11 protein-coding genes and 3 pseudogenes are annotated in these 15,969 nt (G+C 51.8%); 5 read left to right on the top strand and 9 right to left on the bottom strand.

Annotated features, from left to right (window positions below):
- Positions 1–6: 6 nt before the first annotated feature.
- The 4 genes and pseudogenes from OA238_RS24920 to OA238_RS24910 form a co-directional block, all read right to left on the bottom strand.
- Positions 7–1,029, bottom strand: coding sequence for an IS30 family transposase (locus tag OA238_RS24920; protein WP_015494757.1), 1,023 nt, complete (start codon positions 1,027–1,029; stop codon positions 7–9).
- A 55-nt stretch (positions 1,030–1,084) separates the two neighbouring features.
- A pseudogene (gene tnpA / locus OA238_RS33140) lies at positions 1,085–1,273 on the bottom strand (IS200/IS605 family transposase); the annotation flags it as partial.
- A gap of 194 nt (positions 1,274–1,467) precedes the next feature.
- Complete coding sequence (gene tnpA, locus OA238_RS24915) at positions 1,468–1,887, bottom strand: IS200/IS605 family transposase (RefSeq protein ID WP_015494130.1); 420 nt, start codon at positions 1,885–1,887, stop codon at positions 1,468–1,470.
- A gap of 527 nt (positions 1,888–2,414) precedes the next feature.
- Complete coding sequence (locus OA238_RS24910) at positions 2,415–4,517, bottom strand: DEAD/DEAH box helicase (protein WP_051076592.1); 2,103 nt, start codon at positions 4,515–4,517, stop codon at positions 2,415–2,417.
- A 94-nt stretch (positions 4,518–4,611) separates the two neighbouring features.
- On the opposite strand from OA238_RS24910, the pseudogene OA238_RS24905 reads away from it, so the two are divergent.
- Positions 4,612–5,588, top strand: a pseudogene (locus OA238_RS24905) (IS1595 family transposase).
- A gap of 47 nt (positions 5,589–5,635) precedes the next feature.
- Here OA238_RS24905 and OA238_RS32185 read toward each other — a convergent pair.
- Positions 5,636–7,135, bottom strand: coding sequence for an SWIM zinc finger family protein (locus OA238_RS32185; protein ID WP_044037584.1), 1,500 nt, complete (start codon positions 7,133–7,135; stop codon positions 5,636–5,638).
- Positions 7,136–7,156: 21 nt separating this feature from the next.
- Positions 7,157–7,621 carry a UPF0158 family protein gene (locus OA238_RS24895; protein WP_015497329.1) on the bottom strand — a complete coding sequence of 155 codons (465 nt, stop codon included), beginning with the start codon at positions 7,619–7,621 and terminating at the stop codon, positions 7,157–7,159.
- Between the two features lie 97 nt (positions 7,622–7,718).
- Between OA238_RS24895 and OA238_RS24890 the strand changes: the two genes are divergently transcribed.
- Positions 7,719–8,072, top strand: coding sequence for a hypothetical protein (locus tag OA238_RS24890; protein WP_015497328.1), 354 nt, complete (start codon positions 7,719–7,721; stop codon positions 8,070–8,072).
- A 294-nt stretch (positions 8,073–8,366) separates the two neighbouring features.
- On the opposite strand, the gene OA238_RS24885 is transcribed toward OA238_RS24890, so the two are convergent.
- Positions 8,367–10,493 carry a DNA topoisomerase gene (locus tag OA238_RS24885; protein WP_015497327.1) on the bottom strand — a complete coding sequence of 709 codons (2,127 nt, stop codon included), beginning with the start codon at positions 10,491–10,493 and terminating at the stop codon, positions 8,367–8,369.
- Between the two features lie 524 nt (positions 10,494–11,017).
- A complete protein-coding gene (recD2, locus tag OA238_RS24875; protein WP_015497326.1) occupies positions 11,018–13,207 on the bottom strand; it encodes an SF1B family DNA helicase RecD2 in 2,190 nt (729 codons plus the stop codon).
- Positions 13,208–13,686: 479 nt separating this feature from the next.
- On the opposite strand from recD2, the gene OA238_RS24870 reads away from it, so the two are divergent.
- Positions 13,687–14,667, top strand: coding sequence for an IS5 family transposase (locus OA238_RS24870; protein ID WP_015497325.1), 981 nt, complete (start codon positions 13,687–13,689; stop codon positions 14,665–14,667).
- Between the two features lie 8 nt (positions 14,668–14,675).
- Positions 14,676–14,945, top strand: coding sequence for a replication initiation protein RepC (gene repC / locus OA238_RS30895; RefSeq protein ID WP_083906830.1), 270 nt, complete (start codon positions 14,676–14,678; stop codon positions 14,943–14,945).
- Here repC and OA238_RS24865 read toward each other — a convergent pair.
- Positions 14,920–15,633 carry an IS6 family transposase gene (locus OA238_RS24865; protein ID WP_015497324.1) on the bottom strand — a complete coding sequence of 238 codons (714 nt, stop codon included), beginning with the start codon at positions 15,631–15,633 and terminating at the stop codon, positions 14,920–14,922. The genes repC and OA238_RS24865 overlap by 26 nt on opposite strands.
- A 65-nt stretch (positions 15,634–15,698) precedes the next feature.
- Between OA238_RS24865 and OA238_RS24860 the strand changes: the two are divergent.
- Positions 15,699–15,893 (top strand): annotated as a pseudogene (locus tag OA238_RS24860) (IS5 family transposase); the annotation flags it as partial.
- Positions 15,894–15,969: the final 76 nt, after the last annotated feature.

The raw sequence follows: 15,969 nt of genomic DNA, 5'->3' as shown, positions 1-15,969 counted from the left end.
TTGGATTCAAACATCAAGTGCAACGGTTGATTTGAAGGCCGCGATTTCGTCGGCCATGGCTTCAGCGGGTGTTCTCCAACCGAGAGTTTTTCTCGGACGGTTGTTCATCAGGTTTGCAACGTCGTTGAGCCATGTTTGGCTTGCACCGTTCAGGTCAGTTCCTTTGGGCATGTACTGACGCAGCAGTCCGTTGGTGTTCTCGTTGCTGCCACGCTGCCAAGGCGCATGCGGATCGCAGAACCAGATATCGATCTTCAACCGTCTGGCGAGTTCGGGGTGGCAGGCCATTTCGGAGCCGCGGTCGTAGGTCATGCTCTTGCGCAAAGCAGCGGGTAGTCGTCTCATCTGGCGGGTGAAGCTGTCGAGCGCGGCCTCGGCCCCATTGCCGTCCATTTTGCAAAGAATGACAAAGCGTGTCTTGCGCTCGACCAAGGTCCCCACTGACGAGCGATTGAATGCGCCCTTGATGAGGTCGCCCTCCCAATGGCCTGGTACCAGTCGCGCTTCGATCTCTTCAGGGCGGTTGATAATGCGCAATGATTCCGGGACCATAGCACTGCCCGCCGCTGTCCTGCGCTTGAGCCCACGCTTAGGCTTCGCTTGACGCAACGCCTCGATCATCGCCGCCTTCAGCCCACCACGTGGCTGCGCGTAAATCGCGGCATAGATGGTCTCATGGCTCACATGGGCGGATGGATCATCAGGCTTCATGAGACGCAGTCTCTGCGCAATCTGCTCAGGCGACCAGTGCAGATGTACGAGCTTGCCATGAACGAAACGATAAAGATCGCTCCCCTCCACAAGCTTGCGCTCGCGGCGGCAGCGCGCACGCCGGGCATCATAGGCCTGCCGCGCCGCTTGCGGGCAATAGCTGCCGTCTTCCTGCCGACCTCGCGCCAGCTCACGGCAGATCGTGCTCGCCGGGCGATGCAAAAGCTGGCCGATCAACCGCTGACTGCTGCCCCTATTATGCTCGGCTAATATCACGCCACGGTCCTCGCTGCTGAGGTGCTTGCTTCGTATGTCCATCACAACATCCTATGCCCAAAGGGCTCTGAGTGTTGCATTTGAAACTTGAGCCTAAGATGTGGACGTGATCGGTCGACAATACGCCCTTCTCAATATGCACGCCAAGTTCTTGGCATGTTTGGATAATGATTTCACGGATACGCTCACGCATCTCACCGCGCATAACTTTGTATCGGTATTTTGTTGTCCAGACGACGTGAAACCGGTGATAAAATTTGGTATGGCTTCCTGTGGAATAGATCATAATCTTCCCTCTCATTTTTAAGACCCTTACTGCTTCGCGGGGTCTTAAAAATGAGAGGGAAGATTATAGTACATTACGCTAAAGCGGACCGGCTGGAAGCCGGTGGCTTTAATCCCGTTTGTGGAAAGTAAATTACGCTAAAGCGGACCGGCTGGAAGCCGGTGGCTTTAATCCCGTTTGTGGAAACTGAACGACTACCGGCTGACGCCGGTAGGTTCCCTTTTTGAATGTAATTCAAGATACTGAAGTATGACAGCGTCAGTGACATTGCCGCTGGTTGTTGAGAAAAATCCGCGAGCCCAAAACCGCTGGCCCCAGTACCGTTTGCGCAGTTCGGGAAACTCGCGCTGTATCTTATAAGACGAGCGTCCCTTGATCCGCATCATCACCTTTGACAATGCTATCTGAGGCGGGACCGATATGAACATGTGGACGTGATCGGTCGACAATACGCCCTTCTCAATATGCACGCCAAGTTCTTGGCATGTTTGGATAATGATTTCACGGATACGCTCACGCATCTCACCGCGCATAACTTTGTATCGGTATTTTGTTGTCCAGACGACGTGAAATCGGTGATAAAATTTGGTATGGCTTCCTGTGGAATAGATCATAATCTTCCCTCTCATTTTTAAGACCCTTACTGCTTTGCGGGGTCTTAAAAATGAGAGGGAAGATTATAGTACATTACGCTAAAGCGGACCGGCTGGAAGCCGGTGGCTTTAATCCCGTTTGTGGAAAGTAAAACGTGGAAAATCGCCAGTTAAAAACCTTACTTGGCGATGAAGCATATGCACGATTTATTGCGCTGTAGCGGTGAGAAACGATAATTGCGTCAATACGCGTTTGTTCCACCTGCGCCAGTAGCTATGGGCCGTTTGTGTCATTCGACACCAAGGGCGGATTGCTGACATTCGCTGCAAGTGCGAGACAGCCGGTCCGTGACGTTGGAAGCCGACCTCGAAACGGGGTAATTCTCTGCATTTTCGCAAGCCAGATTCGAGCCCGTTGCTGCCTCACGCAGGCTGGCCATTATTGGGATGGCGACGGGCAAAATGCACGGAGATTTTTGATCTAAAGCGGCAATATCATATTGCTGACTTTCAGATATCAAGCCAATTTATGCAGTAATCCACATATTTCACTCTAAAGAAAAAATTTCGCGCAAGTCTTTGTTGGTGTACTCGCCGATCCATTTTTCGCCCTTTGATATTGCCATGTCGGCCAATTCACGCTTGTCTTTGAGCATAGTGTTGATTTTCTCCTCAAATGTACCTCGGGTGATCAGGCGGTGGACCATGACATTGCTGGTCTGACCAATGCGGTAAGCGCGGTCAGTGGCCTGCGCCTCGACAGCCGGGTTCCACCACAGATCAAAATGCACGACATTTTGCGCCGCCGTCAAATTGAGCCCAGTGCCGCCTGCTTTGAGTGACAATATCAAGGTTTTTACATAAGGTTTGGTCTGGAAGTCATCGACGATCTCATCGCGGCTTTGTCGCGTCAACCCACCATGCAAAAACAAGGGCTCAAGTCCAAATTTCTCCGTTATCAGTTTTTGAAGCAAATTTCCCATCTGGGTGTATTGGGTAAAAATCAGTAGCTTTTCTTCATTGGCGGCTATATTGTCAATCAGCTCCATAAGCATCGCCGTTTTGCCGGATTTTTCAGCATCCAATGTCTTGTGCTTGAGGAAATGCGAGGGGTGATTGCAGATTTGCTTTAGAGCCGTGATCAATTTCAATACTAGCCCACGGCGCTCTATATTATCAGCCTCTTCGATCTTTTCCATGATCTGGTTCATGGTGGTCTGGTAAAGTGCTGCCTGCTCCCGCTCAAGCTGGCAATATTGGTCGATCTCGATTTTGTCAGGCAGATCCTGGATGATAGACTTGTCGGTTTTCATGCGCCGCAGAATAAAGGGGGCAGTAATCTTGCGAAACAATGCCAATTGCTGCTGGTTGCGGTCGACCTCAATAGGCATGGCGAACTCATCTTTGAACGCCTTAACACCTTTCAGGTAGCCCTTATTCAAAAAATCGAAAATGCTCCAATATTCGGTCAGTCTGTTTTCGACCGGGGTGCCGGTCATGGCGATGCGAAGGTTGGAATTGATCTCCTTCACCGCCTTGGTCTGGGCGGTGCCGTGGTTTTTTATCGCCTGCGCCTCGTCGATTATCGCCGCTGCCCATTTGAATTTGGCAAATTTCTCGCTGTCGCGTCGCAAGAGACCATAGGTGGTTAAAAAAACATGCACGCCCTTGAGTTCAAACTTGCGGTCCATACCGTGATAGGTGTGAACTTGCAAGTTGGGAGCAAATTTATCGACCTCACGCCGCCAGTTGGTAAGCAATGCGGTCGGCACAACAACCAGCGCAGGTATTTTGTCTAGGCGGCCTTCTTCAAGCATCTGCAACAACAGCGCGATGATCTGGATGGTCTTGCCAAGTCCCATGTCGTCGGCGATCAGCGAGCCAAAACCAAGCCGGGCATTACGCGACAGCCATTCAAAGCCGCGATGTTGATAGTCGCGCAAGGTGGCCTGCAAGCCATCGGGCACGGGCAGCATGTCAGCATTCATCATCTGCTTGATCATTGCCTTGATCTCATCATCAAGCTCCAGTGTCTTGCCTTTGTATTCCCCGGACAGCACCGCCTTGAACGCTTCGTTTGAAGAAAGGCTCGGCTCGCTCTCAAGATTTTTGAGGATTTTGGCGATCTCCCTCTGGTCGATATAGACGTACTGGTCCTTGATTTTGACGATACCCGATAGCCCGTGCACCAGTTTTTCAAATTCCTCTCGTGACATCATCTTATCGCCCAGTGCTATGTGCCATTGAAACGACAGCATATCGTCAAGTGACAGATAGGTTTTTGTGCTCTCACTGGCTGATTTGCTCACTCTGGCGCTCATATGCGGACGAACCAGATAGTTGAGCCCTTTGGGTAGCAGGATGGGAATATTGAGCAGTTTTAAGGTTGGTAGATGGCGAAACAACACCTCTTCAAAACCTGCAGGTGTAAATTTGGGGTTTTTCTCACCGCCGGAAGCGAGAAAATCGGAGATTTCGGGGAAATAGTCGGCCAGCAAAGTGACATCTTTTAGTATGTCATATTTGGCGGCGGCGTACTTTTTTAGGGTGAGGACATTTTTTAACCGTACCGGTGCTTTGAGGTCTTCCGCACGGTTTTCGACCATAATCTCCATGGAAAAACCGCTTTCGATTTCATCGACCTTGACCAAAGGCACATAGAAGGCTTATCCCCTTTGCTCCGGCGGCACCTGATGTAGTGCGAAGCGGCTTGCCAATCTAGAATGTTCTGGTATTGTTCTTCCCATGCCAGCCAGATGGAAAAACGACAAACCCATGTCCCGCCCCGCGTTCGACGCCAGGTTTTCTGATGAGGAAGCGTGTTCGCATTATCTGGTGGAACATCGTTGGCCTGAGGGCTTCGTCTGTCCTTCCTGTGGCACCTGCAAGGGCTGGCCGTTAAAGCGAAATCGCGCGACTTGGGAATGTGCCGGTTGCGCACGGCAGACATCCGTGACGGCTGGCACGGTAATGCACAGCAGCCATTTGCCGTTGCGAATTTGGTTTCTTGCCGCGCACATCATCACCAGCCATTCCAACGGCATGTCAGCGCTGCAACTTCAGGCGCAACTTGGCCTTGGCAGCTACAAGACGGGTCGCCATCGTCGCTCGGACCGATGGCGCTTCTCGGCGACCTCCTCTTGCAAAAGCTGCGGCGGTCGATGGTCAACCCTGACCGCAACCCCCTGAAAGACCTTGTCGAAATCGATGAAACAGAGATGCCGTTCCGGTCCCGGCATGATCCCGAGAACCGGCCAAAGGGTGGGCGCAGCCCCGTCGGAAAGATGTTTGTCGTCTGTGCCGTCGAGTTATCAAGTGACGGACATCCGCGCCGTATCAGGATGAAACACATTCCCGACGGCGCGTCAAAGACGCTGCACGGGTTCATTGGTCAGGCTGTAGAGCCTGGCGCTCACATCATCACGGATGGCTGGCTCGGTTACGAAAATCCTCCTGCAAACACGCATGAGGCAAAGGTCGTCAGCGGCAAGAAGGCACACGACATACTCCACTGGGTCCACCGCGTGTTCTCCAACCTAAAAACGTGGGCAAAAGGCGTCTTCCACGGCCTCAGAAAGTGCCATCTACAACGCTATCTCGACGAATTCGTGTTCCGCTGGAACCGACGGCGACACATGCGAAGCGCCTTCGACACGCTGCTGGGGATCGGTGTTGGTCTCGGGCCAGCGACATATCGTGATTTTGTTGAACAGCGCGCCTGAAGGGCCTCGTTCACGGCAAAAGCCACGCCCTATAAACCCACCAGACGTTACAAACTGATCCGATCCGCCTCTAAAGCCACAAGGGCAAGATTCTGCGCCGCGTCAACATGTGGGGCAACCGGACTAAAAGGGATAAGCCTTGGCACATAGTTTTTGCCTGCAATATGAAAGCTCGATAACCACAAGGCGATATTTTCTGCTACTTCTTGTTGCTCGAATTTTTGCGGTTTTGTCATCACATGGCCATCAAAGAACACTGTGGTTATCTCATCGCTGGGAACGCCTGAAAGTGAGAGCGCAAACTTCTTTACATAGTTGCTCAATATTTCAGAAAGCACGGTTTTGACCTGCTCCACTTTGTCAAAATTTGGCTTTGTCACCAAATCATCGGGTGACAAAGCGCATATACAATCAAAAATCAGCGCCACCTGTGGGCTGATAAGCGCTGGCACCCAACGTATGCGATGGCCTTTGGGAACACTCAAAATCTCTGGCAGTACGGCCCCTTGTTCAAGCAGTTTGAGGGCGAAATGAACCAGCAGCGAGAGTGAGATGACGCGGTGGTGGTGTGAATGAATTTGCTTGCGGGGGATGGTGAATAGCATTTCAAGTAGATCGAAATTATCACAACCATTACCGACAGAGTAGCTTTCCTCAGTACCGATGACCTCAAGACCGGTCAAATTAAGATCGTTTGAAATCAATATCTCCGCACCGGTGAAAACCCCGGTTGCATTCTCATCACCCAGCCCCGCCCTGAAATCACGCATTTCTCTTTTTGCTTGTAGGGAAAAGCTCCTTAGCGCCTTTTCCAAAATGGGTTTAAAGGGCTTGTAAGGATAGAAAAGTGGCTGGTCCCCAAGCAGCAATAACAGTTCATCGCGCACTAACGGAATTGTTGAAAAATCGACATTATCAAGCAGTTCATCGCGTTTCTTCCGGCTCAGAGGTTGTGTTTTTGGTGGTATCCTTTTCAACATCAGTTGCTTGGATGAAGCAATGGTAACGCTCGAATGCTCCTCGATAGAAAAACCCCTTTGGGCTAGTTCCGTAAAAATTCCAAAATCATGCAATTCGAACAAAAGGAACGGGTTTTTGTCGACCTCATTGGCGATCAGATAGATCACCGCTGCGATATGCTTGCAGCACGAAGCCCAGTCTGGGCATGAGCAATTGGCGGAAATATCGTCCCATTTATCGGGAAACAGTGGAATATTTTTGTCTTCAAATACCTCATACAAGGCAGGTGACAGCCGGCGTGCTAATAGTTGTGAGAGGATAAGCGGATTGTCAATCACCGCATCGACAATGGCTTTTTTGTCCTTCATGGTGAATTTTGGTAGCGAAATCCTCACCTTGTAAGGTCGTGATCGCGAGCCCTGGACATCCGCCGAAACCGTCACGCCAGATATCTTAACACTTTTGACAGAACCATTGCGGGCGTAACGCTTGCCACGCGGTAACCGGTTGGAGTAGTCGGTATCAATCAGCGCATCCAGCCACATGCTTCCCCACCATGTATTGCCGAATTTAATATTGGCCATCATCCCCACCCAGCTTTGCTATTATTAGTCTGTGAAAGCTATTCCTTGGTTTTCCAAAAAACCCACTGCGATCTGCTTAAAAGCACTATCCCGGAACCGACGCCAGTTCTTGTTAATCCCTTCCTCATATACCTTATTCTTGAAATGGCGGAACGCGCCCTTGCCGCTGATCGCCTGTAGCAGGATGTTCTGTACTCGCTCATCCTCAATCGTGTAGCAAAAGTGTTCCATGATCTTGTATTCATGGATCTCGAAGCTGTCTGGCAACGCAATATATTCGTCGTTTGCCAGCACTTGCTTAACCTGATCGACTGTTTCCCTCTGCCAATCCGGAATAAGGCGGTCGTTGTCACCATCTTCAGCATAGGAGAGGTCTTCATCAGTAAGAGTAATGAGATCGCCGGTCTTGCGATTGATATAGGCAGTCATTTCGTCGCCGGTCATTTCGATTTGATCAACAACTGCACGTAGCTTCACAGGTAATGCCATGGTGTTCCGCCCTATTTTGTGCACCAATAGATACTTGATCACTAAAACAGTATGCTCCTCGAAATTGTTGTTTACAGCAAGAGAAAAGGGAACATCAATGCCTCGAGAAGATGAACTGGAAGAAGCAAAGCTCAAGGCTTTGGTTGATCGTGTCATGGATGCCTATGGCGAACTCGATGACTGCTTAGGCAAGCCCCATTTTTCAGTCACCAAATTCAATAGATTTTGGCAAGCTGTATTTGACTATTCAGCTGCAATGAGTGAGCATTATTGGTTGCATCGCGATGTTGCGGGTGTCGTTAACGGGTTACGCGATTACCTGGAGCTTCAACACCACAAAACACCAACCGATATTTGGTGGAAAATCGACCAGATGGAAGTGCTGTTGTTCAGCAACCACAATGCCTATCCTGAACATGGCAACCCCTACAACTCGGAGAACACATCATGATCGTTGAACAAGTTCTTGATTTAGACGAGCGTCTGTTTGTGGCACTTCTCTTTCGCGCCTCCAATGTCGCAGATAGTATAGTCGAGCGAGTTTCCTGAGGCAGGTTTGCCCCCACTGATGTCATTGCAACGAGTGAATTGCTGCGCTCCTCACCAATGACCGGTTCGACTGGCCGCATCGCAGCATACGTCATGTCCGGCGAGCAGCGGCTTTGGGCCGAAAATGACAAAGAAGGCTGACTTGATCTTAGTGCAGTCACTGTCCGGTGCCGCGGATGCTCAACTGGCCCGACCATCATTTTTCACTCCCCCCCTTTGACGGCTTGCTTTTGTTCTTTTTGATAAAGGCAGAAAGTGCTGCGCGATCCCCAAGGATGGCTTCTGGCAGATCGATATTTGCGTCACTAGCAATTTTGCGCGCAAAAGAAAGTTGGGCGGCACTTGGACTGTTTCCTTCCAATTGTGGGCCTAAGAACTCAGAACAAACGGTTCGATCAGTGGTAGCACGTTTTGGCAGACGCACCCCCGTTCGCTTCGCTTTGGAGCGCGCGGCTTGAAGCATCTTGGGGCTGGGTTTGGCGGTAAAATCAATATCGAGCTTAGTGCCTGACTGGCCGCGCTGTTCCATCTTCGCCGCCAACGCGGCGGCGCGGGCAACAATGGTATCAACCACGGTGCGCGGATTCTGCTCGCCCTTCAGAATACCATCAAGGGCCAGCTCCATTTCAGCCGTCGCTGCTGGATCAAGAATTTCCGGCGCTTCTTTGAGGAGAACGTCATAAATTGCCATTGCAGGGGTGCTTGGAGCGAGATGCTTATCAATGACCTCAAACAGGTTCTGGGTTTTTAACCCCTCTAGAATCGAGGCGCGCGTCGCTGGCGTCCCGATCCCGGCGGCACCTTTAAGGCGCTCTGCTGTCTTGGGGTCATGGGCATATTTCCAAGCTTCCTGCATTGCTTTTATCAAGGTGCCTTCATTGAAACGAGCTGGCGGTTTGGTTGTCTTTTTGTCAACGCCAGATTTTACGGCATCGACCACCTGGCGATCCTTCCATGGTGGGAGGACAGCTGCTATTTCGGCACTGCTTTTCTTACTTGCATCCGGATCAGCACCGAGAGCTTCTCGCCAGCCGGGCTGCTGCTCGACGATACCACTCGCGGCGAACTTGCGCTGCCCAGCCATTGAGGAGATTTCAGTGCGATCATAAAGTCGATCCGGCCCAATGGCAGCGGTATAGCTCAGTGCAATCAGTTCAAAAAGACGGCGTTCATCAGCGGATAAAGCGCTGAGAACACGAGCCCATTTATCGCGGGTTTTAAAGTTGGGTATGATTGCGTGGTGCGACGCACCAGCTAGGCCTTCGTCTGAGAAGCAGCCCCGTTTTCCCATGCGATAGGTTGGTGTTGCGTAGGCAACTTTGACAAAGGGAAGATCACGCAAACCGTCCAGCATCGCTTGCGCATTTTGCTTTTCGACTTCTGGCAAATACTTTGTCTCTGCTCTGGGATATGTCGTGATCTTGTGGGTTTCATATAGGCTCTGAGCCACATTAAGCGTCTTTTGTGCAGACCAACCCCAGCGTGCTGCGCGCTGCTGCAATAGCGGTAGATCCATCAGGCGCGGTGGTGGTTGCTTCTTTTTCTCAAAAGTAACCTTCAGCGGGCCTTTCCAAGGATCAAAAGATGCCGTGATCTTTTGCGCCAAATCCCCATCAAAAACCCGTGCCTCGTGAGCCGGGAAATGCTTGAGCCGCAAGACATCTTGGCCGTCACTGACATCAACCCAAAGATCAAAATAGGGTCTTGCCTCAAAACCTTGAATTTCGCGCTCTCGTGCACAAACAATCCCCATGGTTGGGGTTTTGACTCTGCCGATGCCGATCGCCCCCTTCATCCCATGAGGCTTTAAGGCGATCGTAACCGCCCGTGTCGCCGTCAGGTTGGCAATCTGGTCACTTTGCGCGCGCGCCATAGCAGCAGCGTAAAGTGGCCTATAGTGTTCATTGGGTTTCAAAGCCTCAAAAGACTGTCGCAGTGAGACGGGATCTTCCGCAGAAAACATCGCCCGCAGGACCTCACCCTTGAATTTGAAGTAGCGCAGGATGTTTTCACCGATGGCCTGACCTTCACGGTCACAGTCGGTTGCAATAATCACCCGGTCAGCTTCCTTTAAGGCCGCCTTTATTTCTGCAATCAACTTATCTTTGCCATGGCTGTTATCCGGGCGCAGTGGGTAAAATCCAGCTTCAGGGCGTAACACCTCATAAGACCATTTTTTCCAAGCTGCGTTGACCTCAGCAGGTTCCGCTAGTCTAAATATATGTCCACTTGCAGATAATACCTTGCCATAGCGGTTTCCCAGCGCTTCACGTAGATTGCGTGCCTGTGACGGTTTTTCTGCAATAATAAGAGAGCCGCCCATTTCTCAGGATTGCCCCGAAGGGGCTCTCAAAAGCAGGAAGCTACCTAAAACATGAGCTCCCCATTTTTTGGCCAAGAGGGGCAGCGCCATGTTTCGATGACCCACGTGAAGGCAATCCTCCCCTGCCAAAACGGAGCTACTAAACTTGCACTCTGCACCGTCAGTACCGGACGCATAGCGCATTGCAGTGTTCATCATTTTGACAACTCTTTTTCTCAAACGCGAGGCCTTGCCCATTCGGCGACGCGAAACGCGTGCCGGTCACAAATTCTTTATGGTATTTACACCAACAGGAACAAAGACGGAACACATTTATTAACTGCCTCACGTTGTGACGCTTCAAAGAAGGAAGGACGATTGAGGAGTTCTCGAATAAGTTCGGCGCTCATTCTACGCGTATCGGAACTTGGTAACGTGCCGCGATCAAGAATATGGCTGTAGGGTTTTCCACGCGGGGCGGTAATCTTGTACAGGTTGATGATGCCACGATAGACAAAGCACTAATTTTAGGTGGAATTATCCGGTCATGTGCCTTCGCCCTCTACCAGCCATTCGTCCAGCTTTGACCAGCGCTTCCGACCCGATACGTTCTTTACGGCGATGGCCACGGCCTTGCGCTGGCCGACGAGTACCACCAGCCGTTTACCGCGAGTAATTCCTGTGTAGAGCAGGTTACGTTGCAGCATGACGTAATGCTGAGTCAGCACAGGGATAACGACGGCAGGGTATTCAGAGCCCTGGCTTTTGTGAATCGTCGCGGCATAAGCGAGCACCAGTGTATCGAGCTCACCGAACAGATAACTCACCGCTCGGCCATCAAAACTGGCAGTTAGTTCGCCTTCGTTGATATCAACGGCTTCAACATAACCGATGTCCCCATTGTAGACTTCTTTGTCATAGTCGTTCTCGATTTGCATGACCTTGTCACCTGGCGCGAAGGTCGAGCCGAAGCGCTCAACCTTGTTTTCTCCTGGGGTGTTCAAGGCAGCTTGGAGTTCGATGTTGAGTGAACGCGCACCGACACCGCCTCGGTTCATTGGGCATAGAACTTGGATGTCACGAATGGGATCAAGGCCAAATCGTCGGGGAATGCGCGACTGTACGAGGGTGATGATGCGGCTCACGGCTTGCTCAGGGTCCTCGGCGGGTACGAAGTAGAAATCCGTTTCGCCGTCTGGCGTGCTGAGGTCCGGTGTCTTGCCCTTGTTGATCAAGTGGGCATTGGTAATAATCCTGCTTTTGGCGGCTTGTCGGAACACCTCTGTCAGGCGCACGATTGGAATAGCATTCGATCCAATAATATCAGCCAGCACTTGCCCCGGACCGACTGAGGGCAACTGATCAATGTCACCGACGATCAGGACAGCAGCGTGATCTGGAACAGCCCTGAGCAGGGACTGCATCAACGAGACATCAACCATTGAGCTTTCGTCAATCACGAGAAGATCGCATTCGAGTGGGTTTTCTTCGTTTCGTTTGAAACCAAAGGAATTGGGGTCGATCTCCAAAAGGCGATGGATGGTTTTGGCCTCCATCCCGGTTGCTTCTTTCATCCGTTTCGCCGCCCGCCCGGTTGGGGCGCACAGCAACAGCGTCACTGACTTGGCAGCCAGGATTTGCAGGATCGAATTAACGATGGTGGTTTTGCCGACACCAGGGCCACCAGTGATCACCATGACCTTTGAGCAAAGCGCAAGCCGAATGGCCTCAACCTGACTGTCAGCGAGGGTCAGACCAGTTTTCTTTTCTACCCAAGGCAGCGCCTTATCGGCATCTATTTTTGGCCAAGGCAAAGAACCTGGCATCAAAGCACGGAACCGACCTGCGATGCCCTTCTCCGCGTGATACAATCCGCTCAAAAACACACAAGGCGTATCAGAAACCGTGTCAGCCGTGACCGTGCCATCGGATATTTCAAATTCAATCGCAGTATGGATCAGGCCATCTGGAACATCGAGTAGCTTGATCGCCAATGGGATCAGTTCTTTTCGCGGCAAGCCACAATGCCCGTTTCCCATGGCCTCGGCGAGGGCATAGGAAATGCCTGACCGCACCCGGATCATGGCAGTTTTCTCGATCCCAAGCTTTTCGGCTATCATGTCCGCCGTCCGGAACCCGATGCCACGAATGTCACGCGCCAATTGGTAAGGGTTCTCACTCATAACCTGTACCGCGTCTGTACCGTAGGTTTTAAAGATGCGCACGGCCCGAGCGGTTCCAACGCTATGCTCATGCAGAAAGACCATTATCTCGCGGATAACCTTCTGATCAGCCCAGGCCGAGGTAATCTTGTCGGCTCGCTTCGGCCCGATACCCTCGACCTCCCGTAGCCGCTCGGGTTCGGCCTCGATCAGATCAAACACGTCCTTGCCGAATTTCTTGACCAAGCGCTTGGCGTAGACTGGGCCGATGCCGCGGATCATGCCGGAGCCAAGATACTTCTCGATCCCCTCCAGTGATGATGGTGCGGATGTCCTGAGGAACCGGGCCTTGAACTGTAGGCCGTGATCGCGGTCATTTATCCAATCACCGGACGCCGTAACCCATTCCCCAGCCGAAATCATTGCTGCGTGCCCTATGGTTGTGACCAGGTCCCGGTGTCCACGAGCCTTCAGGCGCAGTACGCAAAAGCCACTTTCAAGGCTGTGGAAAGTTACGCGCTCAACCAGACCGGCGAGAACTTCCTGCTTTGAATTTTCGGCTGATTGTTTCATTCAACTTCATTTGGACCGAAATGCTCAGTTTTAGCAACAACTGCCAATAGTTGAGCTAGGGATCGGATCGGTCATACCCCAATGATTGCATTAGGATTAAACGTAAGCATCAACGCTGCATATGATCAAGCGGCTCATCTTCACCTCTGTCATGGGAACCTCCTGATTGAACAGATCGCCAAATGCGCACCGTTACGGGCTGGTCATGCCATCAGCCAAAAGCGCCAGTGCCGCGGAGCGGCTTCTTCAAAGGGCCAATAGTGACAGATGCTGCGCCATGCACATTTCTACATGAAGGGCGGAAACCGGACCTTCGCTGCAAGTGCAAACTAAATTGGGCAGCATGAAGAAAGCGGACGCTCTGGGCTGCGACCCAGTTTTTCCGATGTACAAACGCAGCTGACGGCGGCAGTGGGCGTTGTTGCAGGGGACCCCAGCGGGTCTGCTAGACAGCCAGCTTGCCAACGACTTGGATATTAATGATGCCGCACAAATTCAACGCTTCTCGCCGCCACAAGTTTGAAAAGAAGCGACAGAAGGTCACCAACTGGCGAGTGTACAATGAAGGCCTGCGTCAGCGTGGTGATGTGACAATTTGGTTGAGCCCTGAGGTTGCAGATAAGTGGCTTGCCGATAAACGTCAGACGCCAGGCGGCCAACCCACATATTCTGATATGGCCATATCAGTATGCCTGACGCTGGGTATGGTTTTCAAACAACCTTTGCGGCAGACGCAAGGATTGGTCGGCAGTTTGGCGCGGCTTATGGGGCTGGATGTTCCCGTTCCGGATTTCTCGACCCTCTCGCGGAGAGGTGCGGGGCTCAGCATGCCAGAAAAATCTAAAGCCCAAAGGGCTGGCCCAATCGAATTAGTTGTGGATAGTACGGGTCTGAAGATATTTGGTGAAGGCGAATGGTTGCAGAACAAGCATAAAACAAAGGCCAAACGTAAGTCGTGGCGCAAGCTCCACCTTGGACTGGATCTCACAACTGGAGATATCGTTTGCTCCGATTTGACAAAAGACGACGTGGGCGATCCAACTGCTTTGCCCGAACTTCTAGACCAGATTGAGGCTCCTGTTAGCCGCTTTTTGGCGGATGGCGCCTATGATGGCGATCCTACCAGCGATCTGCTTGTGGACCGTTTTGGTGAAGCTATAGAGATTGTAATCCCGCCTCCGATCACGGCCGTTCTCAGCCTCGATGCTGCCCGTGATCCAACGCCCCGAGATAAACACATCGCGGAGATTCGAGACAAAGGGCGCCTGGCATGGCAAGTTAGCAGTGGCTACAATCACCGGAGCCGAGGCGAAGCACAAATAGGCCGCTTGAAGATGGTCATCAGCCCCAAACTGAAAGCTCGGAACTTTCCAAACCAAAAAACTGAAGTCAGGATTGGGACAAACATTCTCAACAAAATGAACGGGCTCGGCCGTGCCAAGTACGAGGCTGTTGCATGACCTGAATTATGGGTAAGGGCAATCTCGGACTTCGCCATATCCATGCAACACGGCTGGTTCGGCCCATGGTCGGAGTTTCGGAACACGCTTGGGCTGTCGCGCAAGAACTATTAGGACCACAGGCTGCCGCTGCAACCATGGCGCTTATTTTTGAGAAGTTCAGCGATGGCGAAATAGCCTCACCCGGCGGATATCTGCGAGGGTATCGTCAAGTTATTGCCTCCAAGCCGCAATGGGGGTCACCGGTCTGTTTTACCCTGCCTTTAGCTCACACGTGATGTCGTCCCATATGCTGTGAGTATCTGAGCGAGATTGCCGATAGGCAGGGGCGGATAGTTTGTGGCGGCGAGGGCGAAAGATTGTTTGGACCTGATCATGTACGGACAGAAATCGTTGCGCTTGGCGGGGTGATTTGAACCTCCCCATTATCTTCTCTCGTCGCCGGGTGGGCCTGTGCGAAACTTCCGCTCGATTATTCAATCCTTTGTGGGCACGATGGTCGATACCAGGCGCCAGTTTCCGGAGGGCCGCACCATAACTTCCCAGTTTGTCGGTAACAAGGACGCGCGGTTGACCGTATTGCTTGAACAATTTGCGAAAAAAACGGTCTGCTGCCTTTGTATTGCGGCGTGACTGTACAAGAATATCCAGCACGTCACCCTTGCTATCAACAGCGCGCCAAAGCCAATACTTTTGGCCACGGATTGTGATCACTACCTCGTCGAGATGCCACTTATCCGATGGTGCAGGCCGGTCACGGCGTATGACTTTGGCATATTGGTGGCCAAATTTTCCAACCCATGACCTGATTGTTTCATAACTGACGATCACACCGCGCTTGTACAAAAGGTCCTCAACATCGCGAAAGCTCATCAAAAAACGAAAGTATGCCCATACAGCGTAGGAAATAATTTCAGGTGGGGACCGATGGCCCTTAAAGGCCCCGGATTGTTTGGCTTTTGTCATATGGTTTCGTACGATTGAGAAAGCCCCCCGTCAACTTGACGATACCGTGAATATCCCATGGGTGAATGGCTTGGCAGAAGTCATCCGGCTACAATCAGCGCAGCCGTATTGAGACTCAGATCGGCCGTTGGAAGGTCGTCGTCGGGCCCAAGCTCCAGGCCCGCAACTTTGGAAATCAGAAAACAGAGGCCAAGATTGGCGTCCGGATCCTTAACCGGATGACCGAACTTGGCCGCCCCAATTTCCAACGCACCGCATGAGTTCCGTCTCGGGTAGGGCGCGTTCCGAACTCTTCATGCTCCATGCAACAACGCCGGTCGAATGTTCTTTAACTGC

This window comes from Octadecabacter arcticus 238, assembly GCF_000155735.2.
GTDB lineage: Bacteria > Pseudomonadota > Alphaproteobacteria > Rhodobacterales > Rhodobacteraceae > Octadecabacter > Octadecabacter arcticus.
The sequence above is the reverse complement of the archived record's forward strand: the minus strand, read 5'-3'. Positions and strand labels throughout refer to the sequence as shown.

Coding starts and splice junctions, on each gene's coding strand:
- repC (WP_083906830.1), top strand. CDS start 14,676: ATGGGTAAGGGCAATCTCGGACTTCGCCATATCCATGCAACACGGCTG.
- recD2 (WP_015497326.1), bottom strand. CDS start 13,207: ATGAAACAATCAGCCGAAAATTCAAAGCAGGAAGTTCTCGCCGGTCTG.
- OA238_RS24885 (WP_015497327.1), bottom strand. CDS start 10,493: ATGGGCGGCTCTCTTATTATTGCAGAAAAACCGTCACAGGCACGCAAT.
- OA238_RS24890 (WP_015497328.1), top strand. CDS start 7,719: ATGCCTCGAGAAGATGAACTGGAAGAAGCAAAGCTCAAGGCTTTGGTT.
- tnpA (WP_015494130.1), bottom strand. CDS start 1,887: ATGATCTATTCCACAGGAAGCCATACCAAATTTTATCACCGATTTCAC.
- OA238_RS24895 (WP_015497329.1), bottom strand. CDS start 7,621: ATGGCATTACCTGTGAAGCTACGTGCAGTTGTTGATCAAATCGAAATG.
- OA238_RS24865 (WP_015497324.1), bottom strand. CDS start 15,633: ATGACAAAAGCCAAACAATCCGGGGCCTTTAAGGGCCATCGGTCCCCA.
- OA238_RS24870 (WP_015497325.1), top strand. CDS start 13,687: ATGATGCCGCACAAATTCAACGCTTCTCGCCGCCACAAGTTTGAAAAG.
- OA238_RS24920 (WP_015494757.1), bottom strand. CDS start 1,029: ATGGACATACGAAGCAAGCACCTCAGCAGCGAGGACCGTGGCGTGATA.
- OA238_RS32185 (WP_044037584.1), bottom strand. CDS start 7,135: ATGATGGCCAATATTAAATTCGGCAATACATGGTGGGGAAGCATGTGG.